Here is a 17,543-nt window from a genome sequence, read left to right on the forward strand (position 1 = left end):
TTGTCCGACGGTCAGGTGGCCGGGCGACGCCCAAGCGCACCGAGCCGGGCGCCGGCGGACAGGCACCGGTCATCCGCTCGGAGCCCCTGCGGTCACGTCGGCTGCAGGGGCATCCGTCGCACGACCGGCACCGGTTCGCGGCGCTCACGGGATTCGGCGCGCCGCCGGGAGATTGCCACCTATTTCGTATTAGCCTTTCGTAACCTCACGAAGTCGATCAATCGCAGATCTTCATTCGCTCAATCCACCGGAGATGAAATGTGCAAGCTTCGCAAGGCTGCCGTGGGGATCGCCGCCCTCGGTAGCGTCGCCGTCCTTTGCGCCGGAACCGCCCATGCCGACGGCGGACCGGGCGGCGGCCCCTCGCTTCAGATCCTGCAGGGCAGTTCGTGCAGGTCACACGATCTGGGCGTGGATGTCCTCGGCGAGGTCGGAATCGTCGGCGGTCTGCAGTCCACCACTCTTGGGTCGTCCATCGGCTGCAACAACGCCTTCAGGAAGTAACCGGGCAGCAAATACCTTGCCCGGCCTATTCGTATGTTTTTATGCCGGGTGATATTCGCCCGGCTGGAAATCCTGCTCGCCGCCGACGACACCGGAGCGGCGGCCGGGCGGATCACCGGCCGCGGTCCCGCGGGGCGGGCCGCGGCGTTCCGCGAAGCGAAGTACCGTGATCCGGCGGTCAGTTCAAGGACGAGCCGGACGGGACAACGACGCCGTAGAGGTCGTCGATCGTCGCGAGCGCGCCGTGGTGGAGCTGTTCGGCGGACAGGTCGGCCACCGCCGTCCTCAGCGGTCGCGTCGCACAGGCATCGGCGACGACGGTGGGCCGGTTGCCGCGCAGGAACGCACCCGCCGCCGTGAAGGCCACACACATGTGCGTCATGAACCCGGCGATGACGACGTCCTTCTTGCCGGCGGCGTCGAGGTGGTCGCCGAGGGCGGTGCCGACGAACGCGTCGGGCGCGGTCTTGACGACGACGGACTCACCCTCGACGGGCGCCACACGGGGGTGGATCTGCCCGATCTCCGCCTGGACGTCGTACGGGGTTCCCTCGCCGCCGTCGTTGATGACGTGGATGACCTCGGCACCCGCACGCCTGGCTCGGGCCAGCAGCGCGGCGGCCGAGTCGAGGGCGGGCCGCCATCCCGCCAGCTCCATCACACCGCGGGTGTAGGTGTTCTGATAGTCGATCAGGATCAAGGTCGCGTCGGCCAGCGACGCCGGCGTCTGATCGAAGCCATTGAGTTCCCGCAGAGTCGTCGTAGGCATTGCCGCACCTTCTTGGGTCATGTGTCGAAAGAATCGGGCCACCACTCGGTGGCGCATTCCACGCTACGATCCGCCTCACATGGCGGCAATGTCATGCAACTTGCAGATACCGACACTCGGTGCGCCGCCACCTCGCTGGGCCGAGCGGATGGAGAACCCTTGAGCGGCATGGAACGGTTCATCGTCGTCCTCCTCTTCGACGGCGTCGACCTGCTGGACGTCACCGGCCCGCCGGAGGTGTTCTCCCTGCTGCGGCGGGAGGTGGACGACGCGACCGGGTACCGCGTCGTGCTGGCCGCCGAGACCATGGACCCCGTGACCACCGCTGCCGGGGTGCGCGTCCTCCCCGACACCACGTTCCAGGACGCGGCCAGGAAGAGCATCGACACCCTCCTGGTCCCCGGCTCGGTCGAGGTCGACGAAGAACGGCGCGCCCACGCCGTCACCGACCCGACGGTGGTCCACTGGGTGAAGACGCTCGCCGGCAGGTCACGACGCATCGCATCGGTCTGCGTGGGAGCGCACCTCCTCGCGGCCGCCGGGCTGCTGGACGGCAGACGCGCCACGACCCACTGGTCGACCGCGCAACAACTCGCGGCCGACCATCCGTCGATCGAGGTCGACGCCGACCCGATCTTCATCCGTGACCGCGAGGTGTGGACCGGCGCGGGCATCACCGCCTGCCTCGACCTGTCCCTCGCCCTGGTCGCCGAGGACTTCGGCGAGGCCGTCGCACTGCGCGTCGCCCGCCAGCTGGTGATGTACCTGAAACGACCCAGTGGGCAGAGCCAGTTCAGCGTCCCGATCGAACCGGTCTCGACGACGCGGCGCATGGACGACCTCCGGCACTACATCACTCGGAACATCGCCGAGCAGCTCACCGTCGCCGATCTCGCCGCACACGCCCACGTGAGCGATCGGCAGCTCACCCGCATCTTCAAGACGGAACTCGGCATGACCCCGGCCGCCTACCTCGAATCGGCCCGCGTCGAAGTGGCGCGGAATCAGTTGGAATCCACCGACGACACCCTCGAACGCATCGCGTCCGCCTGCGGATTCAACACGACCGCCACCCTCATCCGTGCCTTCCGCCGGCAACTGCGTACGACACCGACGGAGTACCGCAATCGCTTCCGGCATTCCGGCGGCCCCGCGGTCGAGGCGCCGGGCGACGGTACCGTTCGACCGGGCGGGCAGGGAGCACGATCAGCGGGACCGCCCGCCGGCCCTCTCCCCCACGCGGCGGAGAGGTCTGCGACCTGAAGAGGATGCGACGTCCTCACCAAGATCGGCATGATGGGTGGCTGCTGGACGACCACCAGCCGACCACCACGGGGCCCGGCAGGCGCCCCGAAACCGAGGAGAGTCGCCATGCGTGGAAAAACGGGGAAGTTCAGGACGGCGGGAGCGGCCACGACGCTCGCAGTGACCGCGGCCACGTTCCTCATCCCTCTCGCGACGGCCCAGCCCGCCGCTGCCGCATCGGAGTGCAAGAGCCGGATCGACTACGCCAATTCGCGCAACTACTACGCCATCATGTCCAGCAATGACGGGGACACCAGGGAGGCCGCGCGGTACAACTCCGCCACCGTCAGGGAGATCGACCACGCCGTGCCCGCCTGCCGGCACTCGCACAACAGGGAGCGGGTCAGGGACCTGCTCAAGAAGGCCGAGCAGCATGCCCGAAGCGCCCTGGACGCCAACCGTGACGGCGACAAGCGCCGGGGCCGCGAGCACGAAGCGGTCGTGAAGCGGAACCTGGAAGAGGCGCTCTACAGGGCCTGAGGCAACGGGCTTCGAAAGGGCCCGGGACAACCCGTTCCAGACGGTCCGCCCGCCCCCGGCCGCCCGGCGCCCGACGGTGTCATGCACCATCGGGCGCCGCCGCGCGTCGGCCCTGCCGTCCGGCGGCCACGACGTCGCGCATCGCCAGCAGGAAGCGTCGTACGGCGGCCAGCTCCGCCTCGTCGAAGGAGCCCGTCGCCGCGACCATCTCGTCGATCAGCGGTCCGAAGAACGACCAGCCCATGGCGACGGCCTTGTCCTCCACGGCCAGCAGCACGCGGCGGCGATCGCGGGTGTCCCGCTCCCGGCGGACGAGCCCCAGCCGCTCCAGCCGGTCGATCAGTGCGGTGGTCGATGCCGAGTTCACCCCCAGTTGGGCGCCGAGCCATCCGGGGGTGGCGGTGCGACCGGCCCGGCCGGCGTCCAGCAGGTGGATCAGTGCCCGCACGTCCGTGGGGTGCAGTCCGTTGTCGTCGGCGAACTCGGCGCCGAAGAGGTCGAGTTCCACCGTCACGGCTCGCAGCAGATGGACCAGTTGGAGTGCGGGGTCCTGGTCGTCCATGCGTCCCTCCGAGCTATTATCTCGATGATCGAGAGTTTCGGTTGTCGAGTGATGTCGGGTCATTCTGCCTGGGGGTGGTCGTGGGCGACGAGGAGGTCTTCTCCGCGGCGTACGACGCCGCGCTGCGCCGATGGCCGGTGGCGGTGCGCGGCGTCGACATACCGTCCGCCTTCGGCACCACGCGGGTCCATGTCTGCGGACCCGCGGACGGAGCCCCGCTCGTCCTCCTGCCCGGCGGCGGAACCACGTCGATGGTGTGGTTCGCCAACGTCGAGGAACTCGCCCGCAGCCATCGGGTGTACGCCGTCGACCTGATGGGCGACATCGGCCGTAGCGTCCACGACGGGGCGCCGTTGCGCGGTGCCGAGGACCTCATGGCGTGGCTGGACGAGGTCTACGAGGCACTGGGGCTGGACGAGGCGCAGCTGTGCGGCCACTCCTACGGGGCCTGGATCGCCTTGCGCTATGCGCTCCACGCGCCCCGCCGGGTCGGCCGGCTGGCCCTGCTCGAACCCACCGGCTGTTTCGCCCCGCTGAGCCCGCGCTACCTGCTGCGTGCGGCGCCACTGCTGCTGAGGCGCACCGCCGAGCGCGAACGCGCCTTTCGCCGCTGGGAGACCGGCGGCGCCCCCGACGACCCCGGGTGGCAGGAGTTCCTGGACAGCACCGCGAGCGCCCGGCGTTCGAAGGTCGTGGTGATGCGCCGTCCCGGGGCGGCGGAGCTGAGGGCCTGCACCGTCACCACCCTCGTGCTGTTGGCCGGTCGCAGCCGGGCGCACGATGTCCGGCGGGTCGCCGTCGCGGCTCGTCGGCTCCTGCCGAACGTGGCCGTCGCCACCGTGCCGGACGCCTCACACCATTCCCTCCCGACCGAGCGGCCGGCCGGACTCAACCGGCTGCTGAGGGAGTTCCTGGGCTGATCGCCCCGCACGGCGAAGACCGTCCCACCCCCTCTCCGCTCCGCGCCTCGGGCATCCGCGGGGAGCGCGGCGTTCCTACGCCGGATCCTGGGTGCGGCCCTTGTCGCGGGTGACCGCGAGCAGCGCCATGTCGTCGGTGATGCGGCCGTCGGTGTGCTCGCCCACCTCGGCGAGGAGGGTGTCGAGCAGCGCATCCGGGCCGGGGAACTCACGCCCGGTCAGCCCGGTGGCCGGGTCGTAGAAGTCCCCGGCGCGGTCGCGCGCCTCGGTCAGGCCGTCGGTGTACAGCAGGAGGGTCGCCCCCGGGGGGAAGGGCACCGTGTCGGCACGGTCCTGGTCGGCGCCCAGCTCGGCCAGCCCCCAGGGCAGGGTCGGCTCGGAGGGATCCGCGCTGCGCACATGGCCGGCGTGCAGCAGCAGGGGTGCGGGGTGGCCGCGGTTGACCAGCCGCAGCTCCTCGCCGCCGTGCGGGATCTCGACGAGCACGCCGGTGACGAACCCCTCGGTCCGCTCGGGGCCCGCCCTCCGGGCCCTCTCCCGCACCAGTGCCCGCTCCAGTCTGGCGGCGATCCCGGCGAGCGTGGCCTCCTCCTCGGCGGCCTCCCGGAACACCCCCATGGCCACGGTCACCACCTTGACGGCTTCCATGCCCTTGCCCCGTACGTCGCCGACCAGGCAGCGCACGCCGTACGGGGTGTCCTGTGCGCCGTAGAGGTCGCCACCGATCTGAGCGTCCTTCACCGCTGCCTGGTAGCGCACCGCGATCCGCAGCGGCCCGACCGACGCCGGCAGCTCCGGCAGCACGGCGCGCTGCACGGCGAGCGCGACTCTGCGGGCCGACTGCAGCCGCACGTCGCTGTAGTACATGAGGCGGTTGACGACGATGGCGAAGGCCGAGACGGTCGCGACCGCCGCCAGCTCGCTCCGCCCGCCGGAACCCCCTATGAAACCGAAGTGGCTGAGCAGCGCGAAGTCGGCGACACAGGCACCGACGGCCGCCAGGACCGTCGCGCGCAGCGACAGCAGTGCCGCGGCGGTCATCGGTGCGGCCGTGTAGAAGGCCTCTCCGCTGAAGTGCGGGGAGGTGTGGTAATCGAGGAAGGCGCCTCCGGCGAGCAGGATGACGGGCAGCAGCTGGAGGTGGCGCAGACACCAGCGTCTGACGGTGGTGCGACCCGCGCTCGGTGCCCTCACGTACCCGCTCCCGCTCTGTCCGCCGTGCGACGTGTCCAGCATCCTCGTGCGGGATTGCGGCTGCCAGTCGTGGCGCGGCCGTACGGGTCCGCGCCGGTCCTCGGCCGGACGGGGAAAGCGCAGGTGGGCGGCTTCGGGACGGGGCCGGCGGGGTGACGGGGCGAGGGCGGCGAGGCGACCTCGCCGGGGCGCGGATCGCGACAAGGACGCCGGCGGGATGCGCCGCCGTACCCCGTCCGGACGACGACAACGCGCGGTGCCCGGCGCTCGATGCAAGTATGAAGATAACTCCGGTGGCCCCGGGTCGCGTCCAGGAAGGCGCGGCCCGGGGCTGAATTGTGAGGGGCGGGACGGCATGGGAGAGAAACAGGGCGGTACAGGACACGCCAAGCTGCCGCGTTCGGTGTACGAGCGGGAGCTGTACCGGCTGCAGACGGAGCTGGTGGCGCTGCAGGAGTGGGTGCGGGCCGAAGCCGCCCGGCTCGTGGTGGTCTTCGAGGGGCGCGACGCGGCGGGCAAGGGAAGCGCGATCAAACGCGTCACCCAGTACCTCAATCCCCGGGTGGCACGGATCGTGGCGCTGCCCCGGCCGACCGAGCGCGAGCGTACCCAGTGGTACTTCCAGCGCTATGCGGAGCATCTGCCGGCGGCGGGCGAGATCGTGCTGTTCGACCGGAGCTGGTACAACCGGGGCGGCGTAGAGCGGGTGATGGGCTTTTGCACCCCGGCCGAGTACCAGCTGTTCCTGCGGCAGTGCCCGGTCTTCGAGCGGATGCTGGTGGAGGACGGCATCCTGCTGCGCAAGTACTGGTTCTCGGTGAGCGACGAGGTGCAGGAGCAGCGGTTCCGGCGCCGCCTGGAGGACCCGACGCGGCGCTGGAAGCTCTCCGCCATGGATCTGGAGTCCTTGACCCGCTGGGAGGAGTACTCGCGGGCCAAGGACGAGATGTTCGTCCACACGGATATCGCGGAGGCGCCGTGGTACGTCGTCGAGAGCGACGACAAGCGCCGGTCCCGGCTGAACATGATCGCCCACCTGCTGTCCACGGTGCCCTACCGCGACGTCGCCCCGCCGGCACTCGAGCTCCCGGCGCGGCCCCCGGCCACCGGCTACCGGCGACCGCCCCGGGACCTGCAGACCTATGTGCCCGACCACGCGGCCGGGCTGGAGTGACCGCGACGCGTCTCGATACCGACCCTCACCCCGGAATCGATGCGGCGGGCTCGACTTCCGATGGCGCGTCAACTGCTCTACGGCCGAGCGGGAACTCCCCGAAGTGCCTGATTTGCTCGCAATGTCTGCGCTATGGGCCAGCTTGACTCGCGCACGTCAGCCCTTTAGGTTCGCCTAACCTTACCTAAGAACGAAAGTTTTCAGCCATGCCTAGATCCTTGGCCGCCGCGGTCCCCCGGTCCGCCGGGTGCCCGGGGCGGCCCGCACCCGCCGAGCGCGGGGCCTCCGCGCCCCACCCGCCCACGCCGGTCTGGGCGCTGATCCTCCTGGGCGTCTTCTGCTCCGCCGCGCTCGCGGTGCTGTGCTGGGTGGCCGGCCACCTCCATGCCGACCCACCGCTGCAGACCGCGGCCCGCTTCGTGCATCTCGTCGCACTCGTCGTCGGCCTCGGATCCGTGCTCGCCGTCGACTGGTTCGCCATCCTGTGGCTGCTCGGCCGGCGACGCCTGGCCGATGTCCTGCACACCGCCTGCACCCTGCAGTTCCCCATCTGGCTGGGGCTGGCCGGGCTCGTCGTCACCGGCCTGTTCCTCCACCCGGACCTGGCTTCGCCGCTGACCCGGATCAAGCTCGCACTGGTCCTGGTCATCACCCTCAACGGCCTCCACGCCCATTGGCTCGGCCAGCGCCTGGAGCAGTACAGGAACGCCGAGGCGCCGCGCCGTCTGCTCGTCCGGTCCGGTACGGTCGCCACCGTCAGCCAGCTCGGCTGGTGGGGCGCCAGCCTGATCGGCTTCCTCAACAGTCAGTCCTGACGGGGCGGTTCGCGTCCGGCCTCCGGACGACCGTCACGGCGCGCCCGACGACCGCCCCCAGGGACCCCCGCTGTTGGCCGGCTGCGGGGTGCACCGGCGGCGGCCGGCTCGTCGGCTACCGCTCCGCGGCCCCGTCCTCGTAGGGGAACCGGGCGAGCGGGGCCGCCCCCTGGAAGAACGTCTTGGCCCGGATCACCGCTCGTTCGTCGTCCCGCACCTGACCGGGGCGGGAACCGTTGCCCAGGAGCACCCCGCCGAATCGCATCCGCAGATACGCCGCCGTGTGGTGGAGGGTGGTCCTCAGCCCGTCGGCGACGACCTCGTCGTGGTCCGCCATGACGGTCACCCCCCACAGGGTCCGACCCGCCATCCGCTCCTTGAAGTCCAGACCCGGGACCGACAGCCAGCCCGACCAGTAGTCGAGGTAGCGCTTGGTGTGGGCGGAGAGGCTGTACCAGTACAGCGGCGAGGCCAGGACGATGTCGGTGGCGTCCAGCGTGGCCTGCCGCAGTATCTCCTCGCTCTCCCCGGCCGGCCAGCCGCCGGTCTCGTGCCGCCCGTCCTGGAAGTCGGGCAGCGCCAGCCGGGCCAGGTCCACCCACCGCTGCGGCACATCGGCGGGCAGTTGCTCGGCGGCGGCCCGGGCGAGGATCTCGGTGTTGCCCTCGGGGCGGGAGCTGCCGAGGACGAAGAGGAACGAACGGTCCGTGCCCTGGGGCGCGTCGGTGGTCATGTCTGCTCCGGTCTCGGACCCCCGGGCGAGGCCGCCGCAGCGGCGTGAGGCCGACCGCCGCCCGGGGAAAACGGTGAGTTCCTCGCCTCCAACCCGCCGTCTACAGGGGATATTCCAACAGTGAACGAGCCGTGGCCGAACGAGACGGCGGTCAGCGGTGCGTCAGGCGCCCGACCGCGTCTCCGCGGCACCACCGGGCTCTTCGAGCAGGCGGGTACGGAAGTGGTCGAGCACCTGGTCCAGCGCCGCGCGGGTCGGCTGGCCGGGTGCGTCGATGAGGTGCTCGGTGAGTACGGCGTGCGGCGGCATCGCGGCCTGGGGGTTCGCGGTGGAGTCGTCGAGTTCGACGGCGGTGAAGGCGTCGCCGAGTTCGCGTCGCAGAAAGGCGAATCGGTCCCCCGGCACCAGCCGGTCCCCGCGGAAGCGCAGACCCATGACCCGCAGGCCGTCCCGTTCGCAGCGGCCCCGTACGGCGGCGAGGTCCTCGGCGGAGATGTCGATGCCGCCGGCCCGGCTCTTGGTGAGGGCCAGCGGCAGGGACGGCTGGGACAGAACGGGAGCCAGCAGGCGCTCATCGGCGGCCATGGCCAGGGCGAAGCCGCCGGTCAGACACATGCCGACGGCCCCGACTCCGGGGCCGCCGCAGCGCCGGTGCTCCGCTGCGGCCAGCGCCCGCAACCAGGTCACCACGGGGGAGGTCTTCCCGGTGGCCAGCACGGTGAACTCCCGGCTCACGCAGACCCGCCACACCGACGAGGCCGTGTAGAGCCCGGACTTCAACCGGCCGTCGACCTTCGGGTGAGCCGAGCGTCCGGGCGTACCGAAGAGCACCGGGAGCACCGCGGTGCAGCCGATCGCGGCCACGCGTTCCGCGAACTGAAGGACCTTGGGCGTGATCCCCGGGATCTCCGCGATGACGATCACCGCGGGCCCCGTACCGCGCCGCAGGATCCGGCGGGTGCTGCCGTCGTGGGTGAAGGTGCCGCGTGCGAAGCCGCTCAGGTCATGATCTGCCATGGACATCGTGCGCATCATCGAGGCACTCCCGGGTCTAGGCTCCCTGCCTGCGTTTTTGCAGGTCAAATGCGGTTTGCCTACCCTACAGCGCGTTGCGTTTCCGGGCAGCGTTCCCCAGGTTTCTTCTGGACTCGTGCCGACCACCTGCCGACTTCCCTGACGCATCGCCAGGTCGAATCGGGAGGGCTACGCCAACCCGTCCACTCCCCCTCCCCCACCGCGACGGCATCGCCGGCCTGCGCAACGCTCCTCAAGCATGTCGCGACGCGCGCCGTTTCCCATGACCTGTCCGATGTCCGAGGGGAGTTGATGAGGCCCACCTGGCCAGGTGACTGCACTGGGCTACGTGCCCGGCGCACGTGTTCCGTATCTCGGCTGGTTCGACAACAAGCACGGGAGGGGATGGTGAACAGCGAAGTGCTGCTTCACCACCCCCGGTTGTGGCGGGCAGGGCTCAGGTCAGCATGTTCTCGATGAGGTCGGCGGCGCGCGGGGTGCCTCCCTCGGCACGTGCGCCGGCGCGTAGCCGGGCCGAGCGGCGGGCGACCTCCGCGTCGGTGACCAGGTCCTTCAGGGCCGTCCGCAGGGTGTCGGCGGTTGCTTCCGCGGTGTCGATGCGGCGGGCCACCCCCAGTTCCACGAGCCGGTCGGCGTTCATGAACTGTTCGGCGGCCTGCGGTACGGCGATCATCGGGACGCCCGCCAGCAGTCCCTCGCCGCAGCCGCCCATACCGGCATGGGTGACGAAGGCGTCCGCCTGCTCCAGGATCGCCCGCTGCGGGACCCAGGGGTGCACCTCGACGTTGGGCGGGATGTGGCCGAGTTCCCGCGGGTCGGTGTACTTGCCGATTTGGAGGACGACATGCCAGCCGGGCAGGTTGCCGTAGGCCGCCAGGCACTGGCGGTAGAACTCCGGTTGACGGGTGAACGCCGAGCCCAGGGAGATCAGCAGCACGTTCTCCGCATCCGCCGGGCGGAGCCAGCCGTCCGCGTCCCCGTGGGGGTCGAAGCAGGGACCGACGAAGGTCACCGTGTCGGTGTCGACCTGGTCGGCGTGCGGCTGCATCGCCCGGCTGATCAGAGCCAGGGCCCGTGACGGCGGGCCGGAGAAGGCGTCCACGTCGGTGGTGGACGCCCCGCAGCCGGCGAGCCACTGGGCGAACTTCGCCCGGTAGGCGTCGGCGCCCGGCAGTTGGCGCAGGTGGGCCGCGACGTCCTGGTCGTAGCCGTCCCAGGCCACGAACGTCGGGGACAGCTGCACGAGTGCCCGGTCCTGCGATTCGGCGAGGGCGCGCGCGGCGTAGGCGCCGATGTCGTACAGGTACAGGTCCGCCGGGTCCTGGTCGTAGGCGGCGCGCAACTGCGGGAGTGCCTGGATGGCGTCGTCGAGGAAGAGGCCCATCGCGGCGATCGGGTCGTCGGGCCAGTCGTTGTCGGCGACCGGCAGTCGGGACGTGCAGGGGACGAGTTCGGCGCCGGTGGACTCGATCAGGTCGGCAACCGCCGGGTCGTTGGCGTAGGTCACCCGGTGGCCGCGGGCCACCAGCTCGCGGATGATCTCCAGGCTGGGCAGGACGTGGCTGACGGCGGGGATGCCGACCATCGCGATGTGGGCACGGCGACGGGACATGGAAGCTCACTCATTTCAGGTCTATGGCGAAAGGGGTACCACAAGCCAGTGCGCCGGCCTCTCCGAGGAAGGCTCGGTCGTGGGGGCGCACAGGGACATGCGGGGGGGAGGTCGGGGCGCTGCGCCCCGGCCCTGTCAGCCGTAGATCTGTGGGAGGTGCATGCCCGCGACTGTAGCCGCGCTCGGGCTTGTGAGCACCACAATTTCCGTCGGCCGCCGTTCAGGGCCGCCGCACGCGGGTGCCGGTCCGGGCGGCTTCGGGGCCGGCCGTCATGGCTCGGGGCGCTCAGCGATGCTCGGCACAGATGAGCGCCACAGATAGCTCGAAGCGCCCGAAGCTCGGCGATTACGTGTTCGGCTCTCTCCTGACCGTCGTCTTCCACATCAAGCCCGAGACAGTGCTCCGGGGCTCGTGGCTGACCATGGCGGGGCCGGGTTCGTCCTGGCCACTCTCACCCCGCCCTGAGCCGCTCAGGAATCCTTCGGATCGACACCCGTCTGCGCCTCGTCATCCCGAGTTCCACTCGGCCGACGCGACCGACCCTTGGGGCCCAGATCCCGCATGCCCTTTTCATCGGTCTCGGCGGCGCGCTGCTCGCCACTCTTGGTGTCGCTCTTCACGTCGCTCGCCGGCGGCACCTTCTCCCGACCCTTGCCTTCCTTACCGGCGTCCGCCTCGGGTGCATAACGCTCCGGGTGGAAGGACCGATGCGCACTCTCGTTCCTCTGCTGCTCGGTCTGGTCGACGTCGGGCGACCATCCGTGCTGCTCGGTTCCCTTGTGCCTGCTGGGTCCCTCACCCATCTTCGGATGGGAGGACTTCCGCTCCTTGGACATGTCGTCGTCTCCTTCCCCTCTACCTTCAGCCTGCGGACCCGCTGACAGATCCGCACCCCGGTGGCCGCTACCGTCTGCCTCCTGTTCCGTCACGCTGGTTGAACCTGTCGGCCGCCCTCTCGTTGAGCACGCCCAGGATGCCGCGGAGCCGCCGCGCGGGCGGCTGATCCTCCGCGGCGACTTCGGCTCCTTGCCGGATTTCGTGCTGGGTGGCGTTGCGGGGGAGCAGGCGGCTCACCGCCGACATGAGCCGGGTGGTGGCCACGGGTGCCACACCATGGGCCACGGAGCCCAGCTTGGCCGCCGGTGTGAGGACAACCCGGGTTCGTCGTCGTTGCACCGCAGACACAATGCGCTCCGCCGCTCGTTCGGCGTTCATGGACAGGAGCGGAGCACCGGCCAGCGGTTGGAACCACGCGTACTCCCGCCGTCGGTCCCCACCGAAGTGCGCATGCAGATGCGAGCCGGTGCGCATCAGACCAGGGTGGACACCCGTCACCGTGACGCCGTGCGCCGACTCCTCCGCGTGCAGCCCCTCCGCGAGCGCGGCGACCGCCGCCTTGGCGCAGGAGTACGGCAACAGGTGGGGCACCGCCAGCAAGCCGCCTACCGATCCGATGAGGGCCAGCCGGCCGCCGGCCGCGCTGCGGCGAAGGTGCGGGAGGGCACCGAAAGCAGTGTTGAGGGCGCCGTCGAAGATCGACTCCATCGCGTCACGGAAGCCGTGCGGGCCCAGGGCGTCTGCGGGGCCGACCTGGATGATGCCGGCGTTGGCGATGACGATGTCCAGGCCGCCATGGCGATCGGCGATCTCGGCGAGGCGATCACGGACCGCGGTGGCATCCCGTACATCGCACACCACGCTGCGCAGCGATCCCACCCCCGGCACGTCCAGCTTTGCGACGGCCCTGCCGAGTTCGGACGCGTCCCTGGCCAGCAGCACCACGTCACAGCCCCGCCGCATGAGCTGGCGGGCGAGGAGCAGGCCAAGCCCTCGCGAGCCGCCGGTGACCACGGCGGTCAGGCCTTCGATGGACGGAGCGGCTGGCGTCACGTGCACGATCAAGCCCCTGCCCTTCTCGTCGCGTTTCACCAACGACGCTACGCGCGGGCGCTCGGCTCGGCGAATGTAAGCGCTCGCGCGCAGCCGTCTGGGTGCTGGGCTTCGTGTTCCCCGGTGCAGGCCCCGGCGGTCAACGGAGGTCGTTGATGCCACCGGCGGAACCCTCTTCCCTGAGGCCTTGGATTGTTGAACCAGTGAAGTTCCTTGCTCCTGCGGGCCCGGCTACCCGTCCCGGCGGCCCTCCGGCGGCCTGACCTCTGGTGCGCACGCACCGCAACGCGGGCCAGTGCCGGGTGGTGTCAGTCGGTGGATCCTCAGCGCCGATGCGGACCGCGCCCGGAGACAAGATGTCGCGTGCCGGGCATGTTCGTGCTCCTGTCGCGCAGCGGGGGGACAAGCACTTACTTGCCGCGGCCGGTGAGGTAGTCGCGTACCCGGTCGACCATTCCCAGGCCCGGGGCGAGCAGCTTGTTGGCCGGCGGCGTGCTCGGTGCGCCGGGGTGCGGGCGCGTGGGAGCGTTCTTCTTCGCCTGTCGGACCTTGTTGCCCAGCTCTTCGAGAACGTAAGGGTGCACGTCGGTGCGCAGCTGGGCGAAGAGGCGGTTCTCCTCGTCGTCGACGTGGGCGGTCACCTCGGTGCGCAGCTTCAGTACGAGTCGGTCGAAATCGAGATCGGTGGCCTCACGTTGCTGGAGGTCCCTGAGGAGCTGTTCGACGCGCGCGTGGTCGGCGAGTTCCTTGTCCGCCAGTGCGTCACCCCCCTCCACGTGCTCCCGCACCGCGGGATACAGGTACTCCTCCTCCGCAACGGAGTGCCGCACCAGCTCGATCGTCAGCGTATCCACCAGCCGCCGGCGGTCCTCACTTCCCGGCGGAGCGTTCTCGAACTGCTTGAAGAGCTCCTCGACCGCCCGGTGGTCGGTGGTCAGTTCCTTGATCACATCGCCACCATGTCCCACGGCACACCGCCTCTCGTCGTGCAGCCGACTTGTCCGGCTGTCCCACCACGGGTGCCCGAACTCGGAGGGAAATCACGCTGCTGTGTGGCGAATTGCCCCACCTGCCGGACGCAGGGCGTGGCGCGCAACGAGCTCCCACCGGGAACCGACGCCGGAACCGCACCTTCCCTGCGCTGCCGGAAGGCTGCTCGGGCGGAGCTTGGACCATGAGGGACGCGCCTCATCCAGCCGAGTGAGTCCTCCGCCGCCCGGCAAGAAAGCCGGGCGGCGCCCTGCGTATGCGGTGCGTGGCAGGGCAGCCGAGGTGTGAAGTGATTCGCGCACTGGAAGGTGACCTGGACATGCTCATGGCCCACCCCGCCGTGCTGCGGGACCTCATGGAAAAGTACGAGGCCCAGGAACTGCTGCACGCGCAGCGGACCAGTGTCGCGGTGCGTCAGCGGATGGACGACCTCGCCTACACCCTGTGCGTCTCCACCGGCACCCGCGACATCGACGCCGCACTGGTCGCTGCCCGCCACCAGCTGCCCGGGGCCCGGACCGAGGACGACTCCGTCCTGGCCACGCCCCAGGAGTAGGGCCTACCTGCCCGTCCGGCGGATGCGCAGCGTCACGGCGCGGTGGCGAGGGGCGTCACGGCGTAGCACTGCGGAGCACTCTCCTTGATGCGGGTCTTGAGCCACTTGATCTGGGTGCTGGTTTGAGGGTGGAGCCGGGAGACCTCACTGAGGAGATCCTGATCGCGCAGGGCCTGAGCCGCCTGGCCGAGCATGATCCAGTGCACCTCGACGAAGCCGGCCCTGAGATGGAGCCGGCACAGATCGTGGAGAAGGACGAGGCCGGCGGGAGACTTCAGGTCGTGCGCCTGCGCGGCCTTGCCGCGTACGAAGGCCGCGAGTGATTCCGGCCAGTGGAAGCCTGACCGGCTCGCGCTGAGGCCTGCGGCCGCCTCACGGAGCGCTGTGGCGTGTTGGTCGCACTGTTCGGCGAGGGTGAGGCAGCCGTAGTACGTGCCGGCGTCCGTGGTGTGGCGCTCGGCGACCGCTCGGTACTCCCCGGCCAAGGCGGTCTCCGCCTCGTGCAGGTCTGCGAGCAGTAGGGCGAGCGCGGTCATGAGTGGTCTCCGGAGGGCGCGGCAATGCCTGTCGTGCTCTCGCCGGGCCCTTCGGAGGCGGGAGGCACACCGCCCATGCCAGTGGAGTCGGAAGCATCCGCGACCACGACGGGCAGGCCGCCTGCCGTGGCGTCGGCGATCTTCTGCAGCCGGACGGCAGTGGCTTTGAAGAGGGGCTGCTTGGAGACGGGATCCCACTCCGTGCGAGTGAGTTCATTGGCCGCCCGGGCATGGCGATAGGGGTCGGCCTGGTCGAAGTAGCCGTAGTGGAAGGGCGCGAAGACCACGCCTTTGCGTTGATGTTCCCGAAGCACTGCGGGCGCTTCGATGGCGCCGCGCCGAGAGCGAATGCGTACCAGGTCGCCGTCGGCGATACCGAGAGGGAGAGCATCATCGGGGTGCAGCGCCACCCACATCTCCGGTGCTGCCGCCTGGAGTTCGGGCGCCCTGGCCGACTTGGTGCGGGTGTGCCAGTGATAGACGGTGCGGCCCGTGGTGAGCTGTAGCGGATATTCCTCGTCCGGGGGTTCGTGCGGGTGCAGGTAGTGCGCGGACTTCAGGAATGCGCGGCCGGCCGGGTCGTGAGCACGATACTCCTCGGCTTCGTTCTGAGCGCCGGTGGCCAGGTCGTGTCCGTAGTCCTCGCACTCTTCCGCAGCGGTCGGGAAGACATGGTCGGTGTAAAGGCGAGCGGTCCCATCGGCCGCCTCGTCGGTGCAGGGCCATTGGACACCCTCGCTGTCGGCTAGTTTGGGGTAGGTCAGTGCGCTCTGATCGCACGGACGGCCACGAGTCAGCTCGGTGAAATCGTTCCAGGCGTCCTCTGGACCGGACCAGTTCAGCAGCGGGCTCCCGTCCTTGTCCTTCAACCCCATCCGCCGGCTGTAGTCCAGGAAGATGTCGAAGTCGGACCGGGCCTCCCCCGGCGGGCTGACAGCACGGCGTGAGAGGTGAACGGTGCGATCGGCATTGGTGAAGCAACCGGTCTTCTCAGCCCACATGGCCGTCGGCAGAACGACGTCCGCCAGCGCGGTGGTCTCGGTGGGGAACGCGTCGGAGACCACGAGGAAGAGTTCCCCTCGGCGGTATGTGGCGCGGATCCGGTGCAGCTCGGGCAGTGAAACCGCCGGGTTGGTGCCGCTGACCCACAAGAACCTGATCGAGCCGCTTTCGCAGTGGCGGAAGATCTCCATGGCATGGGTGGGCGGCGACCAATGGGGAATACGCAGCGGATCCACGTTCCACGCCTGGGCGACTTCTTCGACATGTGTGTCGTTCTGCCAATTACGGAAGCCGGGCAGTGCACCGTCGGCCCCGGTCTCCCGGGTGTTTTGCGCGGTGGGCTGGCCGTTCATCTGGAAGACCGTGCAGCCAGGGCGTCCGATCATGCCCCTGAGCAGGTTGATGTTGTTGACCTGCACAGCAGCAGCGGTCGCCTGGTGAGCCTGGTAGACACCCTGCAGCACGGTGGACACCAACCGCTCGGCCCCACCGAGGAGACCGCCGGCTGCGCGGATCGCTTCGGCCGGCACACCGCAGATCTCCGCAGCACGCTCGGGCGGGTACTGGAGCACCACCTCCACGAGACGGTCGTAGCCCACGGTGTGCGCGCGGACCCACTCCTCGGCGACGCTCCCGTTGACCACCAGCTCGTGAAGCAGGGAGTTGAGCAGGGCCACGTTGGTGCCGGGACGAAGGGCGAGATGAACGTCGGCTTCGCGCGCAGTGGGCGTACGGCGCGGGTCCACCACGACGAGCCGCGGCCGATCGGGACCGTGAAGCCGGTCCAGCATGCGGGTCCACAGGACCGTCTGGGTCTCGGCCGGGTTGTGGCCGACGAGGAGCAGGGTGTCGCACTCGTCGATGTCGGCGTACGAGCCCGGATTGCCGTCGCTGCCGAAGCTCTCCACCAGGGCCCACTGGGCCGTCGCCGTGCACAGCCGGGTGTTCCCGTCCAGGTGCGGAGTGCCGATACCGCCTCGGGCGATCAGAGCCTGGGCGTAGTACTCCTCGGCGAACAGCTGCCCACTCGTGTAGAAAGCCATCGCCAGTGGCCCGTGCTCGGCCAGCACCTGTCGGGAACGGGTGACCACGGCCTGCATGGCGGTGTCCCAGTCGGTGGTGCGCAGCTCGCCGTCGACACGGAGCAGCGGCCGGGTCAGCCGATCCGGGGAGTTGTTCGCCTGCCACCCGAACAGCCCCTTGGGGCCGAGCCGGCCATGGCTGACTCTGTCCTGGCGCCTGCCTCTCACGCCGACGATACGGCCGTCGGCAACGGCGATGTCCATCCCGCAACCGGTGGAACACAGCACGCACGCCGAACGCACCCACTGCTCCACACGTGGCGCCTCAACCGTCAGGTACTCGTCCACGCGATCGGGCCAGTCGCCGCCCGCAGGGAAGGGGCTACGACTCCCCCAGACATCGGAGATCCGTTGGGCCATCAGCTCTCCCAGGCAGCGGAGCG

The 17,543-nt window shown here is 70.0% G+C and carries 18 protein-coding genes; 7 read left to right on the plus strand and 11 right to left on the minus strand.

What is annotated here, in order from left to right:
- Positions 1 to 258 precede the first annotated feature (258 nt).
- Entirely contained in the window at positions 259 to 504 is a 246-nt protein-coding gene (locus AC0680_RS28405; protein WP_478634108.1) for a hypothetical protein, read from the plus strand.
- Positions 505 to 682: 178 nt separating this feature from the next.
- Here AC0680_RS28405 and AC0680_RS28410 read toward each other — a convergent pair whose 3' ends face one another.
- The gene (locus AC0680_RS28410) at positions 683 to 1,273 is read right to left on the minus strand and encodes an isochorismatase family protein (protein ID WP_478634110.1); all 591 of its coding nucleotides are present in this window, start codon (positions 1,271 to 1,273) and stop codon (positions 683 to 685) included.
- A 159-nt stretch (positions 1,274 to 1,432) separates the two neighbouring features.
- Here AC0680_RS28410 and AC0680_RS28415 point away from each other — a divergent pair, with 159 nt between their 5' ends.
- Both AC0680_RS28415 and AC0680_RS28420 read left to right on the plus strand, forming a co-directional pair.
- A complete protein-coding gene (locus AC0680_RS28415) occupies positions 1,433 to 2,536 on the plus strand; it encodes a GlxA family transcriptional regulator (RefSeq protein WP_478634112.1) in 1,104 nt (367 codons plus the stop codon).
- Positions 2,537 to 2,644: 108 nt separating this feature from the next.
- A complete protein-coding gene (locus tag AC0680_RS28420; RefSeq protein WP_478634115.1) occupies positions 2,645 to 3,058 on the plus strand; it encodes a hypothetical protein in 414 nt (137 codons plus the stop codon).
- A 79-nt stretch (positions 3,059 to 3,137) separates the two neighbouring features.
- Here AC0680_RS28420 and AC0680_RS28425 read toward each other — a convergent pair whose 3' ends face one another.
- Positions 3,138 to 3,620, minus strand: coding sequence for a MarR family winged helix-turn-helix transcriptional regulator (locus tag AC0680_RS28425; protein ID WP_478634116.1), 483 nt, complete (start codon positions 3,618 to 3,620; stop codon positions 3,138 to 3,140).
- A gap of 80 nt (positions 3,621 to 3,700) precedes the next feature.
- On the opposite strand from AC0680_RS28425, the gene AC0680_RS28430 reads away from it, so the two are divergent.
- Positions 3,701 to 4,540 carry an alpha/beta fold hydrolase gene (locus AC0680_RS28430; protein ID WP_478634119.1) on the plus strand — a complete coding sequence of 280 codons (840 nt, stop codon included), beginning with the start codon at positions 3,701 to 3,703 and terminating at the stop codon, positions 4,538 to 4,540.
- Between the two features lie 75 nt (positions 4,541 to 4,615).
- Here the strand turns inward: AC0680_RS28430 and AC0680_RS28435 are convergent, their stop codons facing one another.
- Entirely contained in the window at positions 4,616 to 5,734 is a 1,119-nt protein-coding gene (locus AC0680_RS28435) for a PP2C family protein-serine/threonine phosphatase (protein ID WP_478634122.1), read from the minus strand.
- A gap of 355 nt (positions 5,735 to 6,089) precedes the next feature.
- Here AC0680_RS28435 and ppk2 point away from each other — a divergent pair, with 355 nt between their 5' ends.
- Entirely contained in the window at positions 6,090 to 6,908 is an 819-nt protein-coding gene (gene ppk2 / locus AC0680_RS28440; protein WP_478634124.1) for a polyphosphate kinase 2, read from the plus strand.
- 206 nt (positions 6,909 to 7,114) lie between these two features.
- Positions 7,115 to 7,723, plus strand: a complete 609-nt coding sequence (locus AC0680_RS28445) for a hypothetical protein (protein WP_478634127.1) — start codon at positions 7,115 to 7,117, stop codon at positions 7,721 to 7,723.
- Between the two features lie 115 nt (positions 7,724 to 7,838).
- Here AC0680_RS28445 and AC0680_RS28450 read toward each other — a convergent pair whose 3' ends face one another.
- From AC0680_RS28450 to AC0680_RS28475, 6 genes are all read right to left on the minus strand, one after another.
- Positions 7,839 to 8,456, minus strand: coding sequence for a flavodoxin family protein (locus AC0680_RS28450; protein ID WP_478634130.1), 618 nt, complete (start codon positions 8,454 to 8,456; stop codon positions 7,839 to 7,841).
- Positions 8,457 to 8,618: 162 nt separating this feature from the next.
- On the minus strand, positions 8,619 to 9,473 hold the full coding sequence (locus AC0680_RS28455; RefSeq protein ID WP_478634133.1) for a dienelactone hydrolase family protein: 855 nt from the start codon (positions 9,471 to 9,473) through the stop codon (positions 8,619 to 8,621).
- A gap of 454 nt (positions 9,474 to 9,927) precedes the next feature.
- Positions 9,928 to 11,103 (minus strand): macrolide family glycosyltransferase, encoded by a 1,176-nt coding sequence (locus AC0680_RS28460; RefSeq protein ID WP_478634136.1) that lies wholly within the window; start codon positions 11,101 to 11,103, stop codon positions 9,928 to 9,930.
- Positions 11,104 to 11,574: 471 nt separating this feature from the next.
- On the minus strand, positions 11,575 to 11,940 hold the full coding sequence (locus AC0680_RS28465; protein WP_384489020.1) for a hypothetical protein: 366 nt from the start codon (positions 11,938 to 11,940) through the stop codon (positions 11,575 to 11,577).
- Positions 11,941 to 12,007: 67 nt separating this feature from the next.
- Complete coding sequence (locus AC0680_RS28470) at positions 12,008 to 12,994, minus strand: SDR family NAD(P)-dependent oxidoreductase (protein WP_478634287.1); 987 nt, start codon at positions 12,992 to 12,994, stop codon at positions 12,008 to 12,010.
- Between the two features lie 410 nt (positions 12,995 to 13,404).
- On the minus strand, positions 13,405 to 13,962 hold the full coding sequence (locus AC0680_RS28475) for a hemerythrin domain-containing protein (RefSeq protein WP_478634140.1): 558 nt from the start codon (positions 13,960 to 13,962) through the stop codon (positions 13,405 to 13,407).
- A gap of 341 nt (positions 13,963 to 14,303) precedes the next feature.
- On the opposite strand from AC0680_RS28475, the gene AC0680_RS28480 reads away from it, so the two are divergent.
- Positions 14,304 to 14,540: a DUF5133 domain-containing protein gene (locus tag AC0680_RS28480; protein WP_478634290.1), complete on the plus strand. Its 237-nt coding sequence runs from the start codon at positions 14,304 to 14,306 to the stop codon at positions 14,538 to 14,540.
- A gap of 32 nt (positions 14,541 to 14,572) precedes the next feature.
- Here the strand turns inward: AC0680_RS28480 and AC0680_RS28485 are convergent, their stop codons facing one another.
- Both AC0680_RS28485 and AC0680_RS28490 read right to left on the minus strand, forming a co-directional pair.
- A complete protein-coding gene (locus tag AC0680_RS28485) occupies positions 14,573 to 15,076 on the minus strand; it encodes a hypothetical protein (RefSeq protein ID WP_478634143.1) in 504 nt (167 codons plus the stop codon).
- Positions 15,073 to 17,520, minus strand: a complete 2,448-nt coding sequence (locus AC0680_RS28490; RefSeq protein WP_478634145.1) for a molybdopterin oxidoreductase family protein — start codon at positions 17,518 to 17,520, stop codon at positions 15,073 to 15,075. The genes AC0680_RS28485 and AC0680_RS28490 overlap by 4 nt, the downstream gene beginning before the upstream one ends.
- Positions 17,521 to 17,543 lie beyond the last annotated feature (23 nt).

Source organism: Streptomyces sp. NPDC043738 (genome assembly GCF_056436545.1).